16 protein-coding genes and 2 pseudogenes are annotated in these 20,255 nt (G+C 40.1%); 7 read left to right on the plus strand and 11 right to left on the minus strand.

All coding sequences use genetic code 11. The annotated features are described in order from the left end of the window. The first annotated feature begins 37 nt into the window (after nt 1-37). Genes qoxB through qoxD form a run of 3 tightly spaced genes read left to right on the plus strand, consistent with a single transcriptional unit; the run spans nt 38 to nt 2,864 of the window. Nucleotides 38-1,984 (plus strand): cytochrome aa3 quinol oxidase subunit I, encoded by a 1,947-nt coding sequence (gene qoxB / locus LQ216_RS07630; protein WP_230128542.1) that lies wholly within the window; start codon nt 38-40, stop codon nt 1,982-1,984. Continuing rightward, the gene (gene qoxC, locus LQ216_RS07635) at nt 1,984-2,580 is read left to right on the plus strand and encodes a cytochrome aa3 quinol oxidase subunit III (protein WP_230128544.1); all 597 of its coding nucleotides are present in this window, start codon (nt 1,984-1,986) and stop codon (nt 2,578-2,580) included. The genes qoxB and qoxC overlap by 1 nt, the downstream gene beginning before the upstream one ends. A 2-nt stretch (nt 2,581-2,582) precedes the next feature. Next, nucleotides 2,583-2,864: a cytochrome aa3 quinol oxidase subunit IV gene (qoxD, locus tag LQ216_RS07640; RefSeq protein WP_230128545.1), complete on the plus strand. Its 282-nt coding sequence runs from the start codon at nt 2,583-2,585 to the stop codon at nt 2,862-2,864. 23 nt (nt 2,865-2,887) lie between these two features. On the opposite strand, the gene LQ216_RS07645 is transcribed toward qoxD, so the two are convergent. The 3 genes from LQ216_RS07645 to LQ216_RS07655 form a co-directional block, all read right to left on the minus strand. Next, entirely contained in the window at nt 2,888-3,148 is a 261-nt protein-coding gene (locus LQ216_RS07645) for a hypothetical protein (protein WP_230128547.1), read from the minus strand. Between the two features lie 204 nt (nt 3,149-3,352). Further along, nucleotides 3,353-4,912 carry a glycine betaine ABC transporter substrate-binding protein gene (locus LQ216_RS07650; protein WP_230128549.1) on the minus strand — a complete coding sequence of 520 codons (1,560 nt, stop codon included), beginning with the start codon at nt 4,910-4,912 and terminating at the stop codon, nt 3,353-3,355. Next, entirely contained in the window at nt 4,905-6,056 is a 1,152-nt protein-coding gene (locus tag LQ216_RS07655; protein ID WP_230128551.1) for a betaine/proline/choline family ABC transporter ATP-binding protein, read from the minus strand. Before LQ216_RS07655 ends, LQ216_RS07650 begins: the two co-directional genes overlap by 8 nt. A 185-nt stretch (nt 6,057-6,241) precedes the next feature. Here LQ216_RS07655 and LQ216_RS07660 point away from each other — a divergent pair, with 185 nt between their 5' ends. Next, nucleotides 6,242-6,601 carry a hydrolase gene (locus tag LQ216_RS07660; protein WP_230128553.1) on the plus strand — a complete coding sequence of 120 codons (360 nt, stop codon included), beginning with the start codon at nt 6,242-6,244 and terminating at the stop codon, nt 6,599-6,601. Nucleotides 6,602-6,701: 100 nt separating this feature from the next. On the opposite strand, the gene LQ216_RS07665 is transcribed toward LQ216_RS07660, so the two are convergent. The 6 genes from LQ216_RS07665 to LQ216_RS07690 form a co-directional block, all read right to left on the minus strand. Beyond that, the gene (locus LQ216_RS07665) at nt 6,702-7,424 is read right to left on the minus strand and encodes an amino acid ABC transporter ATP-binding protein (protein WP_230128555.1); all 723 of its coding nucleotides are present in this window, start codon (nt 7,422-7,424) and stop codon (nt 6,702-6,704) included. Next, nucleotides 7,421-8,077, minus strand: a complete 657-nt coding sequence (locus LQ216_RS07670) for an amino acid ABC transporter permease (protein ID WP_230128557.1) — start codon at nt 8,075-8,077, stop codon at nt 7,421-7,423. Before LQ216_RS07670 ends, LQ216_RS07665 begins: the two co-directional genes overlap by 4 nt. 321 nt (nt 8,078-8,398) lie before the next feature. Continuing rightward, entirely contained in the window at nt 8,399-9,214 is an 816-nt protein-coding gene (locus LQ216_RS07675; protein WP_230128559.1) for a basic amino acid ABC transporter substrate-binding protein, read from the minus strand. Between the two features lie 189 nt (nt 9,215-9,403). Then, the gene (locus LQ216_RS07680; protein ID WP_230128561.1) at nt 9,404-10,141 is read right to left on the minus strand and encodes an alpha/beta fold hydrolase; all 738 of its coding nucleotides are present in this window, start codon (nt 10,139-10,141) and stop codon (nt 9,404-9,406) included. A gap of 147 nt (nt 10,142-10,288) precedes the next feature. Then, nucleotides 10,289-13,009: a dynamin family protein gene (locus LQ216_RS07685; RefSeq protein WP_230128563.1), complete on the minus strand. Its 2,721-nt coding sequence runs from the start codon at nt 13,007-13,009 to the stop codon at nt 10,289-10,291. 460 nt (nt 13,010-13,469) lie between these two features. Continuing rightward, the gene (locus LQ216_RS07690; protein ID WP_230128565.1) at nt 13,470-13,703 is read right to left on the minus strand and encodes an excisionase family DNA-binding protein; all 234 of its coding nucleotides are present in this window, start codon (nt 13,701-13,703) and stop codon (nt 13,470-13,472) included. 238 nt (nt 13,704-13,941) lie between these two features. Between LQ216_RS07690 and LQ216_RS07695 the strand changes: the two genes are divergently transcribed. The 3 genes and pseudogenes from LQ216_RS07695 to LQ216_RS07705 all read left to right on the plus strand — a co-directional run. After that, on the plus strand, nt 13,942-14,973 hold the full coding sequence (locus LQ216_RS07695; RefSeq protein WP_230128567.1) for an NAD(P)/FAD-dependent oxidoreductase: 1,032 nt from the start codon (nt 13,942-13,944) through the stop codon (nt 14,971-14,973). A 354-nt stretch (nt 14,974-15,327) separates the two neighbouring features. Beyond that, the gene (locus LQ216_RS07700; RefSeq protein ID WP_230128812.1) at nt 15,328-15,654 is read left to right on the plus strand and encodes a YnfA family protein; all 327 of its coding nucleotides are present in this window, start codon (nt 15,328-15,330) and stop codon (nt 15,652-15,654) included. Between the two features lie 63 nt (nt 15,655-15,717). Then, nucleotides 15,718-16,050: pseudogene (locus LQ216_RS07705) on the plus strand (MFS transporter); the annotation flags it as partial. A gap of 318 nt (nt 16,051-16,368) precedes the next feature. Here the strand turns inward: LQ216_RS07705 and LQ216_RS07710 are convergent. Both LQ216_RS07710 and LQ216_RS07715 read right to left on the minus strand, forming a co-directional pair. Next, nucleotides 16,369-16,681 (minus strand): annotated as a pseudogene (locus tag LQ216_RS07710) (heavy metal translocating P-type ATPase); the annotation flags it as partial. Nucleotides 16,682-16,781: 100 nt separating this feature from the next. Then, a complete protein-coding gene (locus tag LQ216_RS07715) occupies nt 16,782-20,030 on the minus strand; it encodes a family 43 glycosylhydrolase (RefSeq protein ID WP_230128568.1) in 3,249 nt (1,082 codons plus the stop codon). Nucleotides 20,031-20,255 lie beyond the last annotated feature (225 nt).

Here is a 20,255-nt window from a genome sequence, read left to right on the forward strand (position 1 = left end):
TGACAGTTATATACTTCCCGAAAGGAGTCACAAATATATGGAATTTTTTGATAGATTCGCCATACCACATCCAAGCCCTGCGATTTACGCATCGATGGTTGCCATTGGCCTTACAGTTCTCGCAATACTCGCCGGCTTAACCTATTTTAAAAAATGGGGTTATTTATGGAGTGAATGGTTAACAACCGTAGACCATAAACGTATCAGTATTATGTATCTGATATCTGCCTTGCTGATGCTATTCCGCGGTGGGGCAGATGCCATTATGATGCGTGCCCAGCTTTCCGCGCCTGAAAACAAGCTGCTGGATGCACAGCACTATAATGAAATTTTCACAACGCACGGGGTCGTTATGATTATCTTTATGGCCATGCCTTTCATTATGGCCTTAATGAACTTCGTTATTCCATTACAAATTGGAGCGCGTGACGTAGCGTTCCCACGCTTGAATGCACTAAGTTTCTGGTTATTCTTTGCCGGAGCGATGTTATTCAACATCTCTTTCGTAGTTGGTGGGTCTCCTGATGCAGGCTGGTCTTCTTATTTCCCACTGGCAGGTAACGAATTTAGTGAATCGGTAGGAACGAATTATTATATGATTGCTGTTCAGATTGCTGGTATCGGTACATTAATGACCGGTATTAACTTTATGACGACCATTCTTAAAATGAGAGCACCTGGTATGACATTAATGAAAATGCCAATGTTCACATGGTCTGCTTTAATCACTAATGCTATTATCGTTTTCGCGTTCCCTGTATTAACAATATTACTTATAATGGGAACAATGGACCGGCTATTCGGGACAAACTTCTTTACAACAAGTAACGGCGGTATGGATATGCTTTGGGCAAACTTGTTCTGGGTTTGGGGACATCCTGAAGTTTATATCTTAATTTTGCCGGCATTCGGTATTTATAGTGAGATTATCTCAACCTTTGCACGTCGTAACCTATACGGCTATAAATCAATGGTTTACTCAATGGTTGCAATCTCTCTTCTTTCATTCCTGGTATGGGCCCACCACTTCTTTACAATGGGTCAAGGAGCACTGACAAACAGTATCTTCTCGATTACAACAATGGCGATTGCCGTACCGACCGGGGTTAAGATTTTCAACTGGTTGTTCACGCTTTGGAAAGGGAAAATTACGATTACCACTCCAATGCTTTATACATTGCTTTTCATTCCGCTTTTCACACTCGGCGGAGTTACCGGGGTAATGCTTGGAATGTCAGCTGCTGACTATCAATATCATAATACGATGTTCTTAGTAGCTCACTTCCACATGGTTATCATTCCTGGTGTTGTATTTGCGATGCTGGCCGGTCTCACTTACTATTGGCCAAAAATGTTCGGTTTCATGCTGAATGAAAGAATCGGGAAATGGACTGCATGGCTTATTGCAGCAGGCACTCTCTTAGCATTCATGCCAATGTTTTTCTCTGGTTTGGATGGTCAAGCGCGCCGTATGTACACATACTCCGAATCAACCGGATTTGGAATTTACAATATGATTTCGTTTATCGGTGCACTTGTAATGGCAATAGGTTTTGTATTGATCGTCTACAACATCTACTACAGCACTCGTTACGCTTCAAGAGATATCGGTTCCGATCCATGGGATGCACGTTCTTTAGAGTGGGCTACCCATACGCCGGTACCCGAATATAACTTTGCTAAAGTGCCTCAAGTTAATTCAATTGAAACGTTCTGGGACTCTAAGAAAAAAGGCCATGTTTTATTCAAGGGTGAATATGAAAAAATTCATATGCCCAATAACAGCGGCATGCCGATTATCATGAGTGGGATCTTCTTTGTATGGGGATTTGCCTTTGTATTCGCCATCTGGCCTCTTGTAATCCTTACAACAATCGGTATATTTGCTTGTATGGCTCACCGTTCATTCGAGAAAGATCACGGTCATTACATCTCTGTCAAAGAAATTGAAGAGACAGAAACAAAATTGCGAGGTGCTAAATAATGAAAATTGATCACTCGCTGCCACTTGAATATAGTACGGAAGAAAACCGCTTAAAAATCTTAGGTTTTTGGATCTTCCTGGGTGCTGAAATCATGCTTTTTGCAACGCTATTCGCGTCATATTTCACACTAGTTGATCGTACTGGTAATGGTCCTACTGGAGCACAGATTTTCGAAATCACTCCAGTGCTAATTGAAACATTCTTGCTTTTAACAAGTAGTTTTACCATTGGTCTTGGAATCCATGCCATGCGTATCGGCAATAAGAAAGCAATGATGTCATTCTTTGCTATCACACTTCTTCTCGGTCTAGGATTCTTAGGATTTGAAATTTTTGAGTTCGTTCACTATGTTCACGTTGGAGCAGGACTTCAAACTAGTGCATTCACAGCAATCCTATTAACAACTTTAGGGACACATGGAGCGCACGTTACAGTTGGTTTATTCTGGGGATTATTTATCGTCCTGCAAGTGAAAAAGCGCGGATTGACACCTGAAACAGCCAATAAGTCATTCATCTTTTCTCTTTACTGGCATTTCCTAGATGTAGTATGGATCTTCATCTTCAGCTTCATCTATCTGAAAGGAATGATGTAAACATGAGAGAATTATTCCCGGCTAAACAATTAATGGGTTATGTATTCTCGCTGCTCCTGACTGTAGTTGCTCTTTCGGTTGTCTTCCTGGACATGTCATTTGTGGTAGGCATGACGATTCTCCTTGTAACAGCCTTCGTACAAGCAGGCGTTCAGGTTGTAGTATTTATGCATGCTGGTGAAACCGAGGATAAAAAAGCAATCTATGGGAACATCTACTACGGATTAATCATAGCTCTAGTTACCGTCTTCGGAACATTACTAGCCATGGTATGGGATATGTAATTGGTTTTATCAAAAAGGAGCGCCTACAATGGCGCTCCTTTTTTTGCTTTCAATTGACCTACGTTAATTCCTTTATATCTTTTCTCCAACATCTCTTCCGTTGCCACAAAGAACACGCCCATTAAAAAGATAAAAACGGCACCCATAATTGTACCAATGCCAATCCCAGTCACTGCGCTGTAATCGCTTACAAAAAATCCGTACAAGAAAATGATAATTCCAAGTGTTAGTACAATACTACCCACATACTTCACAGCATTTAACATTTTTGCATATGATTTCATTTTAGTAAGCCTCCTTTTTTATATATTATTCACTTTGTTCACAAAATTGTCAAATTTAATTTCACATTTTCGTCAAATTTGGATGGTGTTTTTTTACTTATTGTATGCCTTATTGCTTGACTTTCTTGTGGAATATGCATCATTTTACAAAATAAACGAACCGCCCCTTAAAATCCTGCTGGGGCGGTTCGTTTATTTTGTATTTTATTCAATTAAACCTTTTTTCTTCAAGAATTCGACGGCCACTTTTTTAGGCTCTTCTTTATCCAAATCAACTCTTGCGTTCATTTCCGCCATGTCTTCTTCAGAAATTTTTCCTTCAAGCGAATTCATTACTCCTTTTAATTCAGGATGCTCCTTCAAAGTATCCTCCCTTACAATCGGTGCCGCATAATAAGGCGGGAAGAATCGCTTATCATCCTCTAACACTTTTAGATTAAAACGGGTAATCCGACCATCCGTCGTAAACGCCGGGATCATGTCAACGTCCCCTTCCCTCACAGCCGTATACATAAGGTTTGGATCAAGGCTATCTTTTTCTTTAAATTGGTAATCATACGTTTCAATTAAAGCGGGAAACCCGTCTTCTCTTTCAAAGAACTCTGCCGAACCTCCAAATGCCAGTTCAGGTGTTGAAGGGGCCAATTCGGAAGCGGTTGTGACATTTAATTTCTTAGCCGTTTCCGGATTTAAGGCAAGTGCGTATGTGTTCTCAAATCCAAGCGGATTTAGCCATTCCAATTCGTATTTTTCCTTATAGCCTTCTTTTACTTTTTCATATATTTCATCAGCGGTCATGGACGGCTGATATTCTTCTTTTAAGATGGTAAGCAATCCTGTCCCTGTATATTCTATATACATGTCAATATCGCCATTTTGGATCGCTTTCGTCAATATTGGCGTTTCACCCAGCCCATCTTCCACTTTTACATCGTAATCTGTTTTGTCTTCTACATAAGCCTCAATCAGATAAGGCAAAATGTATTGCTCGGTCCATTTCTTACCGGCAACCACGATTTGATCCTCATGCGTTGCCCCACTGTTTGCGCTAATGCCAAGCACTAATAATACAGCCGCCACCGGTGCAGCAATCAGAGATATTTTGACAAAGGAACGCTTTTTCTTTGCCTTTGGCATTGCTGCCAGTTCAATTTGCTTTAAAATCCAGTCGCAAATGATCGCAAGCATAGCAACAGGTATCGCACCAGCTAATACAAGTTCATTTCTTGTAGAGGATAAACCTCTATAAATCAGATCTCCTAATCCTCCTGCACCGATGAAAGCAGCCAAGGTAGCGACCCCAATCGTCATCACGGCAGCCGTGCGCAATCCCGACATGATAATCGGCATAGCAAGCGGCAGTTCAATCATCCGCAGGATTTGCCCCTCTGTCATCCCCATCCCTCTTCCAGCTTCGACAGTTGAATCCGGCACACTGTTAATCCCCGTGTAGGTATTACGAATGATAGGAAGCAATGCATAAATCGTTAAAGCTATGATTGCCGTCGTACTTCCAATTCCGAATATCGGCAGCAAAAAGCCGAATAGCGCAAGGCTTGGAATAGTCTGAAAGATAGCGGTAACCCCAATCACAGATTCAGCAATTCTCTTTTTCTTTGAAATATATATCCCAAGCGGAATCGCGACGATCGCCGCTATAAAAATCGAAATTAACGACAAAAATAAATGCTCCTGCAAGCCTATTAAAATATCAGGCCACCGTTCGCGGAAAGTCTCTGCCAATGCCTGAAAAAAATTAACCATGATCGCTGTCCCCTTCCGTCGTTAATACAGGTTGCATTCCCGCAAGGCCACGCATCATTGTTCCCCGGGTAATTAAACCGACCAGCCTTCCATCTTGGAGAACGGGAATGGTAGGAGCGCCATCTCGCGCAAAAACCTCTGCCACATCCGAGTAGGGTGAATCGATATTTACCGTTTTCACATTTGTCTCCATGATCTCGCTTACTATTTTTTCCTCATCCTGATAGTGTTGCTTAACATTTTCTATCGTGGCGATTCCGAGTAAATGATCCTGATTGTCGGTTACAAGCAGGGTGTCCACTCGATATGATTTCATAAGGCTGAGAGCTTCAGCAAGGCCTCTGGACGGCTTTGCCGTTACAGGCTTCCGCAGCATTAAGTCCTTTGCAATGGGTCCCCCGGAAGAGTCGGCATTCTCAAGCCTATCTTCGCCGATGAACCCTTTTACATAATCATTAGCAGGATGCCGAAGGATTTTTTCAGGCGTGTCGAACTGAACGATCTCCCCGTCTTTCATAATCGCTATCCGGTCCGAAATCTTAATGGCCTCATCCATATCATGGGTGACAAAGATAATCGTCTTCTTGATGGTTTCCTGCAGTTTCACGAGTTCATCCTGAAGTTGTTCCCGGCTGATGGGATCGAGCGCGCTGAATGGCTCATCCATAAGGACAATCGGCGGTTCGGCAGCCAGAGCGCGAATGACCCCGATTCGTTGCTGCTGCCCTCCGCTCAGCTCGTCCGGGTATCTTTCCTTATATGTTTCCGGATCGAGACCTACCATATCGAGCAGTTCATCGACCCTGTTGTGATAGCGTTCCTTTTCCCAGCCTTTTAATCTGGGAACGAGCGAGATATTTTCCGCAATCGTCATATGCGGCAGCAATCCGATTTGCTGAATGACATAGCCAATACTTCTTCGCAGCTCTACGGGATTTTTATTTGAAATATCTTCCCCTTCAATTGTGATTAAGCCTTGTGTCGGTTCTATCAGGCGATTGATCATTTTCATGGTCGTCGTTTTGCCGCAGCCGCTTGGGCCGATCAATGTGATCAATTCCCCTTTTTGAATCGTTAAATTTATATCCTTTAGCGCTTTAAACCCGTCTGGATATGTCTTTCCTACATGCTCAAACGTAATCAAAAATCGTCCCCTCCATCCAATACTCCCATTAATCATTTATATGTAGCGTACTTTACATTACATTTACCCTAAGCAAGCAAGTTAGAAACTAAGCAAATTTTTAAGCAAAATATATAAGGAATTAAATGGTTAATCTCTCGTCCATAGTGGTAAATAAAGAATAAAAAGAGATAGGAGTGGAAGTAATGAAATCGATGAAGCAAACCTATTATGTGGATCTTGTCAGCGGTGATGTATTGAGCCGTCCTGCTATTGAAGAAAATCCAAGCTTTAAAATAGAAGCAACCGATGAAGAGCTTCACGAACTAAAGACGCTTTTAACCGAAAGCTATGACGCCGATATGCAATCATATGTACGTGCCCAAATCCCTTATATTGAATATCATAAAGATCCTGCTAACCATCGATATGATGATGCGCTTAAGAAAATATACGCTATCATTTATCAACTGGGGGATGAGGTGGCTAGGAACCACGTTATAGAAATGGGGATATTAGGAGAAGATGAACTGCAGCAAGATGAAGAGATACAAAAGTTCACTTAAGTGTTTGCTAGCTTCATTGAAAGAAAAAGAGACACTCAAATGGTGTCTCTTTTTGCAGTGAAAATTTAATCTATCGTTTAAATAAAAAAATGAACCGATTCTATAAAATTTTGCTCAGGAACGCCTTGGTTCTTTCCTGCTGCGGATTTTCAAATAACTCTTTCGGGACATTCTCTTCAACAATATAACCGCCATCCATAAAGAAGACCCTGTCTCCCACTTCACGGGCAAAGCCCATCTCATGGGTTACGACGACCATCGTCATGCCTTCCTTGGCAAGCTGCTTCATGACTTCAAGAACTTCACCGACCATTTCCGGATCAAGCGCGGATGTCGGCTCATCGAACAGCATAATCTTCGGTTCCATCGCCAGTGCCCTTGCGATCGCGACACGCTGTTTTTGCCCTCCTGACAGAGAATCGGGATAAACATTCGCTTTCTCCTCAAGCCCGACCTTCCGAAGCAAAGCCATTCCCTTTTCCCTAGCCTGTTCAGGTTTTACTTTTTTCACTTTCAAAGGAGAGAGCATGATGTTTTCGATGACTGTTTTGTGCGGGAATAGGTTGAATTGCTGAAATACCATCCCTACATCTTCCCTAATTTTATTGATATCCGTTTTTTTATCGGTAATATCTTTTCCTTCTATGTAAACATGCCCTTCTGTAATCGATTCAAGCAGGTTAATGCATCTCAACAAGGTGGATTTACCTGAACCGGAAGGCCCGATTACAACGACTACTTCTTGAGGCTGAATCGTAATATTAATATCCTTTAAAACTTCATTACTTCCAAATGTCTTCTTAAGTTTCTCTACCCTTATCATTCAGTTGCCAGCCTTCTTTCCAAGCGAGTTAATAAGAAGCTTAATGTAATTGTTAATAGCAAGTAAATCACTGCAGCAGTCAAGTACGGCTCCCAGACGCGGAAATATTGTCCTTGCATGGCCTTTCCCCAGTACATAAGTTCCGGTGCGGCTACAATGGAAGCGAGTGAAGATTCTTTCACTAATACGATGAATTCATTTCCGAGCGGCGGAATCATTCTCTTTGACGCCTGCGGCAAAATAATATATCTCATCGCTTGTAGATGATTCATTCCAAGCGAACGGGCTCCTTCCATCTGCCCTTTATCAATCGATAATATCCCTGCACGAAAAATCTCGGCGATGTAGGCGGCGGCATTAAGTGAGAGCGTGATAATAGACGCGAGGACTCCATTCGTACTGTCGATGAAAAACGGTACAACTGCAAAATGTATTAACAAGAGCTGTACCAGTAATGGGGTACCACGAAAAATGGTTATGTATATTTCAAAAGGAAACGCTAAAAACTTATTTTGCATCATTTTTCCTAATCCAATCAGCAAACCAAGCACGGTACCAATTGCAATTCCTGCTAAAGAAAGCCCAATTGTCAGCAAGGTCCCCTTCACCAGGTATGGAGCATATTCCATGATAATATCAAAGCGAAAATCCATCTTATTTTCTCCTTATTATAAGAAAAGCGTAAGCGTTCAACAACCAAGGAACGTCAACTAAGAACTGCCTCGTCCGGTGGCAAACGCGACGTCAGCACATCCTGTGCAAGTCCGACAAGCATAAGACAAACCGCGCAGGAAATCTAGTAAGGATCATCGGCTAACATCCGTCACGTCCTGTGACAACGTCGGCACTAGCACGTCCTGTGCGTCGGGGCTAGGCGCTGTAGCTAGACACTTCTCTAAGTTAAAAAGTTATACTTTCTACTCTGTTAAAAATTGCGTAACACTACTTGGAGGGCTACGCAATTTATCTTTTTTCTATTGTTGTTCTTTTAATGTCTCTAAATCGGGATCAACTTTGAACCACTTCTTATAGATCTCAGCATACTTGCCGTTCTCAATAATCTTTTTGGTAGCCTTATCGAAGTCAGCCTTGACTTTGCTATCTTTAGGGAACATCAGCCCGTAAAATTCTGATTCAAAAGCCCCTGTATCTTCAATTACTTTTAATTTTTGTTTCGGATTATTCTTCGCATATTCTTCAATGACTGTATTATCAGCAACGACCGCATCCGCTCCACCGCTGGTAAGCTCCATAATTGCTAGATTGTTATTTTCAAATTTTATGATATTTTTGTTGTTTTTCCCTAGTAATTTTTCAGCAGATTTCTGTCCGGTGGTTGCATTCTGTACTGACACGGTTTTACCTTTAAGGTCTTCAGCTGATTTGATATCGCTGTTTTCTGGCACTAAGATCTTATTAGTTGATAAGAAGTAAGGAACAGAGAAATCATACGTTTGTTTCCGATCATTATCTATCGTAATCGCAGACATACCAAAGTCTGCGCTTTTATTCTTCACTTCCAGGAATAAAGGATCCCAGCCAACATTTTCAATCTTCACTTCATAACCGGCTTCTTTTGCCACAGCATTAACAAAATCGACGTCAAATCCGACAATTTTATCTCCATCCATATACTCAAACGGAGAATAATTGGCATCTGTTACGACTCTTAATGTCTTTTTATCTGATCCAGAATCCCCATTTGCGCCACTGCCTGTCTCTTCTGAACCGCAAGCAGCTAATATAACGGCAAATAACATAGCCATCAGTAATAATGATACTTTTTTCATAAATATCCCCCTCATGCATAACGCATACATTCTTTTAATAATTCGGTATTTTTAAATAGTAAAAATATTATATCACCTTTTAATTTAGAGAGAAAGAAAAATTGACACCTAATTGCCTTAATACTAATCTTCTGATTTTTATATTATTTCATTATGATGAATAATCGCACTAAAAAAGATTACAAATCATTATATTTCCTTAATGAATTTCAAAGTTTTTTCGATAATGAAAGATTGATCATTATCGAGTGTCGCAACATGGTAGCTGTTTTCTAAATCATAGAGTTGCTTTGTCTCAGAAGAAATTTCATCATAAATTTCCTGGGAGTTGCTTGGCGGTACCACATGGTCTTCCTTTGAAACAAAGATCAATGCCGGACAGCCTATTTTATCGAGGTTTTCCTTTACCCCGCTCATTAATTTAACAATTTCCTTTACGGATCGTATCGGTGTCTTTTCATATGCAAGCTCTTTACTATCCGGATTTTTTATGTCTGAACCGATTGCATCCAAGTACCTTACATCAGAGTGCTGCACCGCTGCCATATTCGGAATATCAATGGCCGCGTTAATTGGTATGACAGCTTTTATGTCTGGATGATTTTCCGCTAAGTATAAAGTTAAGGTGCCCCCCATTGATAGGCCGGTCACAAAAATGGTATCACATCGTTGCTTCAACCATTGAAAGCCTTCTTCTACAGAAGCAATCCAGTCGTGATAACTCGTCCCTTCCATATCCTCGTAATGAGTTCCATGTCCCTTAAGCCTTGGTCCGCATACCGTATAGCCGGCCTTTGCATACGCTTCTCCAAGCGGACGCATACTCTGGGTAGACCCCGTGAAGCCATGGATGACCAAGATTCCAACCTTATTTCCCGCAAAGTAAAAAGGCTCGGCACCTTGTAGAATTGGATAATTTTCAGACATGTGCTTTCCTCCTAACAAGAATAAAACGCGTTGACATATTACTTCGATAAATCATTTGAAATACCTTTTTCTATTAGAGAAATAGACGAATATACAGCATTTAAAACAAAAAACAGGCCACCTAATTAGGCGCCTGTCTCAACTTTTTTATTTCCCGGCGTTCAACATCCATTCATATTGGCGAAGCTGCACTTCAAACAGTGTAATTGGATCACGGTATATTTCAGGATTTTCTCTCATTTTATCGAGTGCTACCTTATTATCATCGATCTCCAAATGGGACTGTTCAACCGCTCGATTCAATATATTTAATGGGTTTCTAAAGAAAAATGCAATATCCCGGTCCAGCGATTTTTCAAACAGCTCGAACTGGGAAAGGAATTTACGCGTGATGGATGCTGCCACATCATCATAGTCCTCAGTCTCGAGAAACTTTTTATATCTTGTATACAGCGCGGTTTTATTTTGCGAAAAGCCACCAAACAACTTGCCGGCACTCTTTAGCAGCAATTGCGAAGGAGTATGACGCATCAGAATATTGACATCATCAATAATTAGCCCGCTCGTCATGCGATCGGCATCACGGCGCCAATCGTCGAGCACCTTAAAGTCGCATTCCAATTGCATCCTCTCGTCCCCATACATCGCATTAAAACCATTGCTCATTTCTTCCAGATAATATTGACTCTGGCTAAATTCCTCTTGTGAATCCGAAATCCATTCCTGAAGGGACGAATGGAACTTCGGCAGGACGGTATGGTCTATATACTCCCGAATCCTCTCATTCATGACTTCGTTCAAGTCAATATGGATCCTGCGGAAGTCGCTGTCTTCCTGGAGCAGTTCAGAGCACCCGCGCAGGATCTCGGGAATATTGGAAGACAGATCGTTTTTCACGCCTTCTTTAAGCAGGCGGTACTTGGTTTTAATATCCTTCGTCTTTTCTTTCTCTAAATCATTGACCTGATTAATGGCACCGTTTAGCTTGACGGTCATTTCCTCATTCCAGTTGATGGATTCGACCAATTTATTTTCCATGTCCAGCCGTCTTTCCAACAGTGAAGTCAAGGTTTTACGGATAAAATACAAAAGCTTTTCAGCCCGTTCTTCTTCCAAGCTCGCATGGAAGTTCAGCGTTAGAAATTCAGCTAAATCGCTCAGCTGCTTGTCGGTGTTATAATGAGCGGAAAACGCAAATACCTTGGAGTGAGGAAAATATGATTGGATTCTTTCAGTCGTATCTTCAAGGATTCGAATTGCGTCTTCTTCATGATTGATTTTATCGATCTTATTTAACAGAAAATGGACTTGCATGTACGGCGAATGCCTTTTTATATCAAGAAGCATATCCCGCTCCCTCTCGGTAAACGGTGCGTTCGCATCGAGTACAAAGATGAGGCCGTCGGCAGCATGCAACAGGTTGAAGACCTCATTCCTTACCGGCTGGCTTCCGTTCAGGCCAGGAGTATCAATGAACGACAGCCCACGTTTCTGTAAAAAAGCTGACGGGAATTTAACTTCAAACAGCGACTCTCTTTGGCGTCGATTTAAGGCTATGCTTTCAAGATCCGGAACCGATTTAAGTTCGCTATCGGCAATCTCTGTAATTTCCGTATGTTCACTGTCCTTTACGATGATAAAGGCCGAGGCTCCGTCCCTGACAATCTCCTCACCGAGCACGTTATTCAGAAATGATGATTTCCCTGATCCGCCTGTCCCTGCAATTAGCAGGCGCTGTGTTTGTAAATCCATAAGTTCACGGATCATCCATTTGTTTTTAACGCCGGTTTCCAATTGGTTCTGTTCAGCCCATTCTGAGATGTCTTGGAACAAAGCACTGCTTTCCGCTAATAAATCGCTATGATTTTTGGAATTCAACAGCAGATTTTCCGCATCACTCACAGACAGTGAATGAATGCTTTCGGGGAATATTTCGCTCCAGGACAACACGGCCGCAGATGCAAACAGAGCATGAGATTGATCCGCAAGCTTCAGCCAATTCGAGAGCAGCTGTGGAACAATTTTCTGTAATTCTGTTACGAAATACTTCTTGTGCAGCAATTCAAGGTACGTATCTTTATAAGCAGCAGACAGTCCATGAAATGTGTCGTAAGGTCCGACTTCCACTTCCGAAAAGAAGCGATTGATGGATGTCAACCAAGAAAAATAGGCTTTTTGCTTTTTATAAACGTCCCAAAGCGATAGTACAAGCCTCTCAAACCGGGCTTGATCCACTCTGTAAATCGTTCGCAGCAGCTCAGTGAAATAATCCGGAGGCATTTCTTGTGTAAAGCCTTTATCCACATAATCCTGCAAAACATCGAACCATTGCAGTGATTCTGTGCGAATACTCTCGTTTACCGCCAAATCTACGGCACTGCTGTAATCCTGCTTTTCTTCAAAAAAGGAACGCCCTATATCTGTAACATTGGGATAATCAGGGTAGAAGGAAATCGCGTCCTTAATTGTACGGGAGGCAAGGTCAAACTTTTCCTCTTCTATGTATAAGGAAAATAGCTGCAAGGTCACCTCTGACTTCAGAACCAGGCTTTCAGCCGCAGTCGACTTATATGTTTCTTCAGCCGCAGGCAAGTTGCCCAGCTCATAATAAGCGTCAGCCGTATTCTTTTTAGCCCAAGGTTCTAATTCTCCCGTGACATTATTCCATTTAAAAATAGCAGTCTCATAATCTTTAAGAGCAAAATAAACCTCGCCTTGCGCAAATCGAATAGGCGATAGTTCCTTATCCTCTTTCTTCTGTTCCTCTAAGAAATCTTCGCCAAGCAATTGAATGGGATTGGCCGAGTTATCATCTTCCAACAATGTTTCATGAAACTTCTTAGTAATCAACGTATTTTCTAAATTCATCTTTGTCCTCCGCCGTAAAAAAGATTTGAAAGTAATGTTTATGCAATAAGAAAAGAAGTAACACATTCATTTTCTTGAAAAATTTTATAATCACTAACATATTATTTTAACAAACTATTTCCCTTCAGTTATTTCAAACAGTTTACATTTTCTGAACTTAATATTAATATATTGCAAAAATATTAATATACGATTAAATTATAAATTTCTTAAACCATACTTTTCATATAAATCCATATTTTTCATTTAATTATTTACCCTGAATACTGAATAAGAAACGTTAATGGAGAAAAGAATTTTATCGTGCGGAAGAGAACCGGGGGGACATCTGGCAAGATCCACTGTACATTTCATAAAAAGGTTGGATTCTTATCAAAGCTTTAAAAAAGATGACAGTCCTTTGACTGCCATCCCTTAATAAATAGATTCGTTATGTTTTTATTTTTTCGGTCGGTAGAACTTAATCTTCATCCTTTACATCTAGATCTTCTGGGATTGGTTCATCCGCCAGTTCCCTTACTAACATTTTATATTTCTCGAGCTGTTCAAAATGTGTCTTGAACTGTTCCTTGTAGACCAATACTACACCCTCACTGTCATACAAAACTCGTATTTTTCCTTGTGAAATTAAATTCGCCACATATGGTACAGATACCGATAAATAATCAGCCGTTTCTTCTATTGTTAAATACACTTATTTCGTCACTCCTACTCCATATTGATAGAGCCTATTATAGCTTATTTTAGCAGAGTTACTTTAAATCTTCTTTTCTCGTTTCTTTCCAATTATCATAAAAACAAACTCGCCTTTATATTCAGATTCAGGAAATTCCATTTTCATTTCTGAAATTATTTAGAGGATCTGAAAGTAATAGACGGGAAGGGATTTCTTTGAGAGTATGAATATATACCCATATGAAAGAGGGAATATTATGAATTTCGATGTGATTATTATTGGAGTTGGTCAAGCTGGTTTATCGATGGGATACCAACTTTCCAAAACAAGCAAACGATTTCTAATCCTTGATCAAGGAAAAAGGGTTGGGGATGTGTGGAGATATCGTTATGATTCCCTAATTTTATTTACACCACGATCTTATAGTTCCCTACCTGGCTTGAAAATGGGTGGAAACCTAAACGGATTGCCATCCAAAGACGAGGTAGCCGATTATCTTGAACAGTATGCTTATACATTTGATTTACCGATTCAATTGGAAACAGAAGTCTTATCTCTTAGAAAAGAAGGAGAGACTTTTTCCATTGAAAGCAGCAAAGGTACCTTGCATACGAAAGAAGTCATCGTAGCGACAGGCCCCTTTCAGACACCCGCTATCCCTCTGATCTCTAAGAAACTATCAAAAGATGTGTGTCAGCTTCATTCCTCTGATTATCATAACCCTTCACAATTAAAAGATGGGAACGTTCTTGTGATCGGCGGAGGAAATTCAGGTGCACAAATTGCAGTGGAACTCACCAAAACAAAAGAAGTGCACTTATCTGTAAGCGAAAACATTCGATATTTACCATTATCCTTTTTAGGACATAGCATATTCTGGTGGTTTGATCGCATGGGGATATTAAAAGCGAAGAGAAATTCCTTTATAGGTAGAAAAATAAGAAGTAAAGGAGATCCGATTTTCGGATACAACTTAAAGCAATTTTTGAATGAAAAGAAGATCACCCTTCATCCCAGAACGAAAGATTGTATTGGAAACATCATTCAATTTCGAGATCAACATGAGCTTGAGGTACAAAATGTGATATGGGCAACAGGCTTTTCCTCCAATTATGATTGGATTCAAATCCCTACAGTTTGTGATAAAACAGGCAATCCAATACATAACCGAGGAATGACGAATATCAAAGGATTATACTTCCTTGGACAGCCTTGGCAGCACAAGAGAGGCTCTGCACTTCTTCTGGGGGTCGGGGAGGACGCTGAATTCATCACTAATCAGCTGTAATTTCGTCCTCCCTTATCTCCGTTGGTGATGATTTAGAAGGACGCATTGAAGTTAGCTGGGATATAGATTGGGGATTCATTTACTTTAGCTCTAAAAGGAGTGAAATAACTTGAATATTGGATTGGGACTTCTGTTACTCCCTATTGGAATCATTTTTATTATTTCGGGTATACTTTCACGCAAAAAGAACGGTAAGATTGTTGGCAATGGTTTATTACTAGCAGGATCAATAATGCTATCATTAAGTATTTTATTGATTACGGGAATATACGATCCTTATGCAAACCACATTCGGTAATAAGGCCTCGTCTAAATGAAAGTGTCATTAAAAAAGTGTTTTAGGAAGTGATTATAATTTTTTATGCAATTGTCTTGTTTATACTTGCGGGAATAGCTGAAATTGGCGGGGGTTATTTGATTTGGCTATGGCTTAGAGAGGCTAAACCGTTTTTGTGGGGTATCCTTGGAGGTGTATCCTTAGCTTTATATGGAGTTATTGCCACATTTCAAACGTTCCCATCATTCGGTAGAGTTTATGCCGCCTATGGCGGGGTGTTTATCGTCCTTTCTGTACTATGGGGATGGAGTATTGATAAAAAAACTCCTGATTTTTACGATTGGATAGGTGCAGGAATTTGCTTAGTGGGGGTTTCAGTGATGTTGTTTGCACCACGCCAATAAAGTAGAACATTAAAAACAACCTGTGGGATTTGAAAATGAATTTTCAAACTAAGGTATTTAACCATGTCGGGTAATACGTATGAATTGAACCATAGTTACGACATTTCTCAAGAAGAACTAAAAAGGTTATACAAGCGGACACTAATCATTGTGAGTATATCACAAATCTTTGGTGGGGCTGGATTAGCCGCTGGAATTACTGTAGGTGCACTACTTGCACAGCAAATGATTGGAACAGATGCAGTAACAGGACTACCAGCTGCTTTATTTACATTAGGGTCAGCTTTAGCTGCTTTCATAGTGGGAAGGCTTTCTCAACGCTATGGACGTCGAACAGGTCTGGTTTCAGGATTTTTGACAGGTGGACTCGGGGCAATTGGAGTGGTAATAGCAGCTGGTAGCTATTTTAGCTTTTGGACTGGTTTGGTTTTTTCAAAGAGCGTTTTCATGAATGGTTATCTCACCGATATGTAACCAGAGGAAAAGAAAAGGACCATGCTCGGTCCTTTTTTGTATGAATACACCTTATTTACTACTACTTTTTTCATATTCTAAAATCAACTAACCTCCGAAAAACAAATTATTTAATAACTAGAGTCTTGTAGATTTATATTCACTTGGATTACCTGTCAAAATATCCCACCACTCCTGCTAGTACTTACAGAAAATTAATAAGGACCCCTCACAATTGTGAGAAGTCCTTATTTTTCACTCTTAATCTTTGACCTTGAGTAGCCGAAAACTATGAGAGTGACCAACAGAGTCGCTCCCATATCAGCAAATATCGCAATCCAAAGTGTTAACCAACCTGGGATTACCAATACAAGAGCGAGTAGCTTAATCCCAATCGAAAAGCTGATGTTTTGTTTAATGAATTCAATGCTTTTCGACTAAGTTTTACAGTAAACGGAAGTTTTCTCAGATCATCACCCATCAGGGCAATATCAGCTGTTTCAAGAGCTGTATCGGTTCCTGCTCCTCCCATCGCAATTCCTACAGTGGCTGACGCTAAAGCAGGAGCATCATTCATTGTTAAATACACTTATTTCGTCACTCCGACTATTATCATTATAGAGCCAATTATAGCTTATTTTAAGTAGGAGTTACTTTATTTCTTCTTTTCTCGTTTATCTATGATACAAATTCTCTTCCCATGTTTTTAGTAAAGCATTCGCATCAGCATTCAGATTTTCCTTTACATCATCCTCAATAAATTTGTCCATTCCCTTGTTGTTTAAATGTTTCAGGAAGTCGTTCAGTTTCTTGACTGCTTGCTTGTCGTGGCCTTTATCGAGTTGATGTTTGGCTTGGTCTAGATGCTTGCTTAATTGGCTTGCTAATGGATGATCGATTGCACCATCATCCGCATACCTACCAACAAGTTGTTCAATCGATTCAATACTCGTTGTAACCACTACCGTCAACAGATTCGAGGTAACGGTATAACCATTCAAGCTAACCTTTACATAGACGATTGCTGTTCCTGGATCATGAGCAGTGATGACTCCATCCGCTACCGAAATAACTTCCTCGTTGTTGCTCACATACTCAATTGTTGCTTCGTTTAAATCAGCTGCTTCCCCATTACTATATTTGCCGCTGATATTTAAGTCTGTCGTCTCGGTCCGGAACAGTGTCGATTGCTTCGCCTCTAAGGTAACAGAATCTAGTCCTACAACCTTTACTGTATAAGTATCAGTTATTTCAGGGTTACTTACCAATGTGGCTTTTACAACTACAGTACCCTTTTCTTTTGCAGTTACTAGGCCTGTTTCGGATACACTAGCGACTTCTTCTCCGCTTTCGATCGACCATGTTACTGACTTATCAGTCGCATTATTCGGTAGAACTTCCGCTGTTAATTGAAGTGTTCCACCTTTTGTACGAATTTCCGCAGCTCCATCTTTGCCCATGATCTCTAGGGAAGTACCAGTCGATGGTTTTTGAACAGTTACGACACTAGATACTTCATGACCATCGATGGTTGCTTTAATAGTAGCGGTTCCTACTGCTTTTCCAGTTACCACACCTTTCGAATTTACAACTGCAACCTCTGTATTGTCGGATGTCCAATTGATTGTATTTGTATAATTTGCTGGCTCTACAGTTGCATTCAATCGCAACGTTTCTCCTACATTTACGAATGCTTTTGAGTCCATAGTTAAATTCGTTGCAGTTACTGTTGGAGCAATTGGATTTGGTACATCTGCTTTATACATAGTTAAATGGTCCAAATTCACATTACCAATACTACCATTATCAATACGATAACTAATTACGTTTTTACCTGCTTTTAAGCCCAAACGTTCAGAAGCCGTAAACCATTCATCCCAGCTGATTGCTGTTTTATCAGGTGTAATTGTCTTTACATGTTTACCATTTACATATACATTGATTTTTGCTCTTGCAGGCAATTGTGTCCTAGGTCTATTTGTAGATTCCCCATCCACTTGTACACCATAGGCATATCTCATACCTACGATATGATCACCAGCTTCTTCTGTATTTACGACAAAACTTGCTTCAGCACCAGGTTCTTTTGGCAAGTTAATATAACCAGTTCCTTGATAATTTGCATGGCTATTGTCTTTTGTAATAGCACCATAGTGAATTGCATCTTCTGCTTGATACATATCACCTTGTCCTAAATCACCTGAAGGCAATTCTTGCCATTCATATGGAGAAACAGGTTCGCCAAAATTAGGTGTTCCATCTTCATTCCAACCGAATTTCTTTAGATTAACTTGGCGCCACCCGTTAATTTCAGTATCTTGATATACACGTGAATGATAAATCATCCAATCTTCCAAACCATCTGCTGATTTTACAAAACCTGCTCTGGCAGGACCAGATACATCACTGGTAGCAACGAAAACATCATTTGTACGGGTCCAAGAATCTGGGTTTAAGATATCCCCATCTGTATTCGTAAAATAAGATAAACGATAATCATTTCCTGCAAAGTTACCTTCTGACATTGTGATAAATACTTTTCCATCCTTTTGTAATACACGAGGACCTTCCCCGCCGCCACCTGGTAAGAAAGAGCGATCTGCTGTAATCGTATAAGGGTTATCCATTGGAGCAATTGCCGGCCCGATCGGTTCTCCGAAGCCTAAGGTACCCCATACAGCATATAGTTGTCCATTATAGTCAAATACCGTTAAATCGTTTGCTTGTTTATACTCACCATTTTCACCTAAATATAAGGCACCTTTATCTTCATATTCCCCTTGTGGGTCATCGGTAACCGATTCCAAAACCGTTCCCATATGTTTGTAACCGTATTCTTTTAAGTCAGCACAGTAATAAATATACCATTTGCCATCAAAGAAGAAGATTTCTGGAGCAAAAATACGAGTTTGTGTTCCTTGGGAATCATATACCATTACCTTTTCCCCTTGGTCTGTCAGGGTACGCGATTTGGATACATAAACTTTATTGTTAGAGTCTAAGTTACTAGAAGATACAAAGTAATAAAATCCGTCTTTATAAGTTACAAACGGGTCCTGTCCTTGATATAATGGGTTGTTAAATTTGTCAGAAACAGAAGAACTTGTGACTCCCATTTCTTTCATAAAATCGGAACGAGCAATCGATACGGTCTCGGCTTCCTCTATTAATAATTCTGACCTTTTGCGATCACTAACCTCTTGATCATCAATCGTGTTAAGCAATTCTTCTGCAGTTATTTTTGTTGCATTTAAGTCTTTTAAAGCGCTTTCTTTTACTTTATCTGCAAAATTTTCTAATAAATAATCTATCTTTTGAACTTCTGCTGTCAATTCACCTTTTTTAGTTGTAATAATTTTCTCTATCGGCATGAAAAGTGCTGATTCTGGCACGACTTCTTTACCCTGACTTGCACTTTCCCATTTCATACGAAGCCAAGAACCGCCCCATCCTTGTAAATATTCAACTTTGATATCATAATGTTTTCCTGCTTCCAAAGAAACTGGAGTACTAACTTGTTCTTTCTCCCATTCTTGCTTCCAAAAGTCTATAATCAATTCTCCGTTAATCCAGAGTCTGAATCCATCATCGCCCTCCATAGAGAAGGTATAATCTTCTGTAAATTCTGGTACTATGGTACCTGTAAAACGAGCAGTATTATAATCGGGTGTTCCTGAAAATTCATTAAAAATGTCGATAAAAGAATCACCATTTAAATTTGCAACGGCTCTTTCTCCTCGCTTATCATTGAAGTTAAATACATTAATATCACTTCGATTATCAGGGTTTTTTTCAACTTTAAAGAATTCACCCAGCAATCCGTGACCATCCATAGTTGGATCTGCAGCACGAACATTCATAGATATGTTAATGGTGCTTGCAAAAAGGATGATTGCTATGAGTATTCCTAACACCCTTTTCATAATGATTCCTCCTATTTTCTAATTCACTTTTATCACCCATTAGAGAAGTAGATAAACTTGATTTTATACCAAACATCGTATTGCTGTTTCCCTTGGTTTTTTTCGTAAAAAAACTAGGCTCACAAGTACTTTAACAATGAACCCAATAGATTTTTTTTGTCCAATTTAATACCTCCCATAATTTTAATGACAATTGACAAACGAAATGTACATTTACAAACTCAC

It is taken from the genome of Bacillus sp. CECT 9360 (assembly GCF_918741275.1).
Classification (GTDB): Bacteria; Bacillota; Bacilli; order Bacillales; family DSM-1321; genus Peribacillus.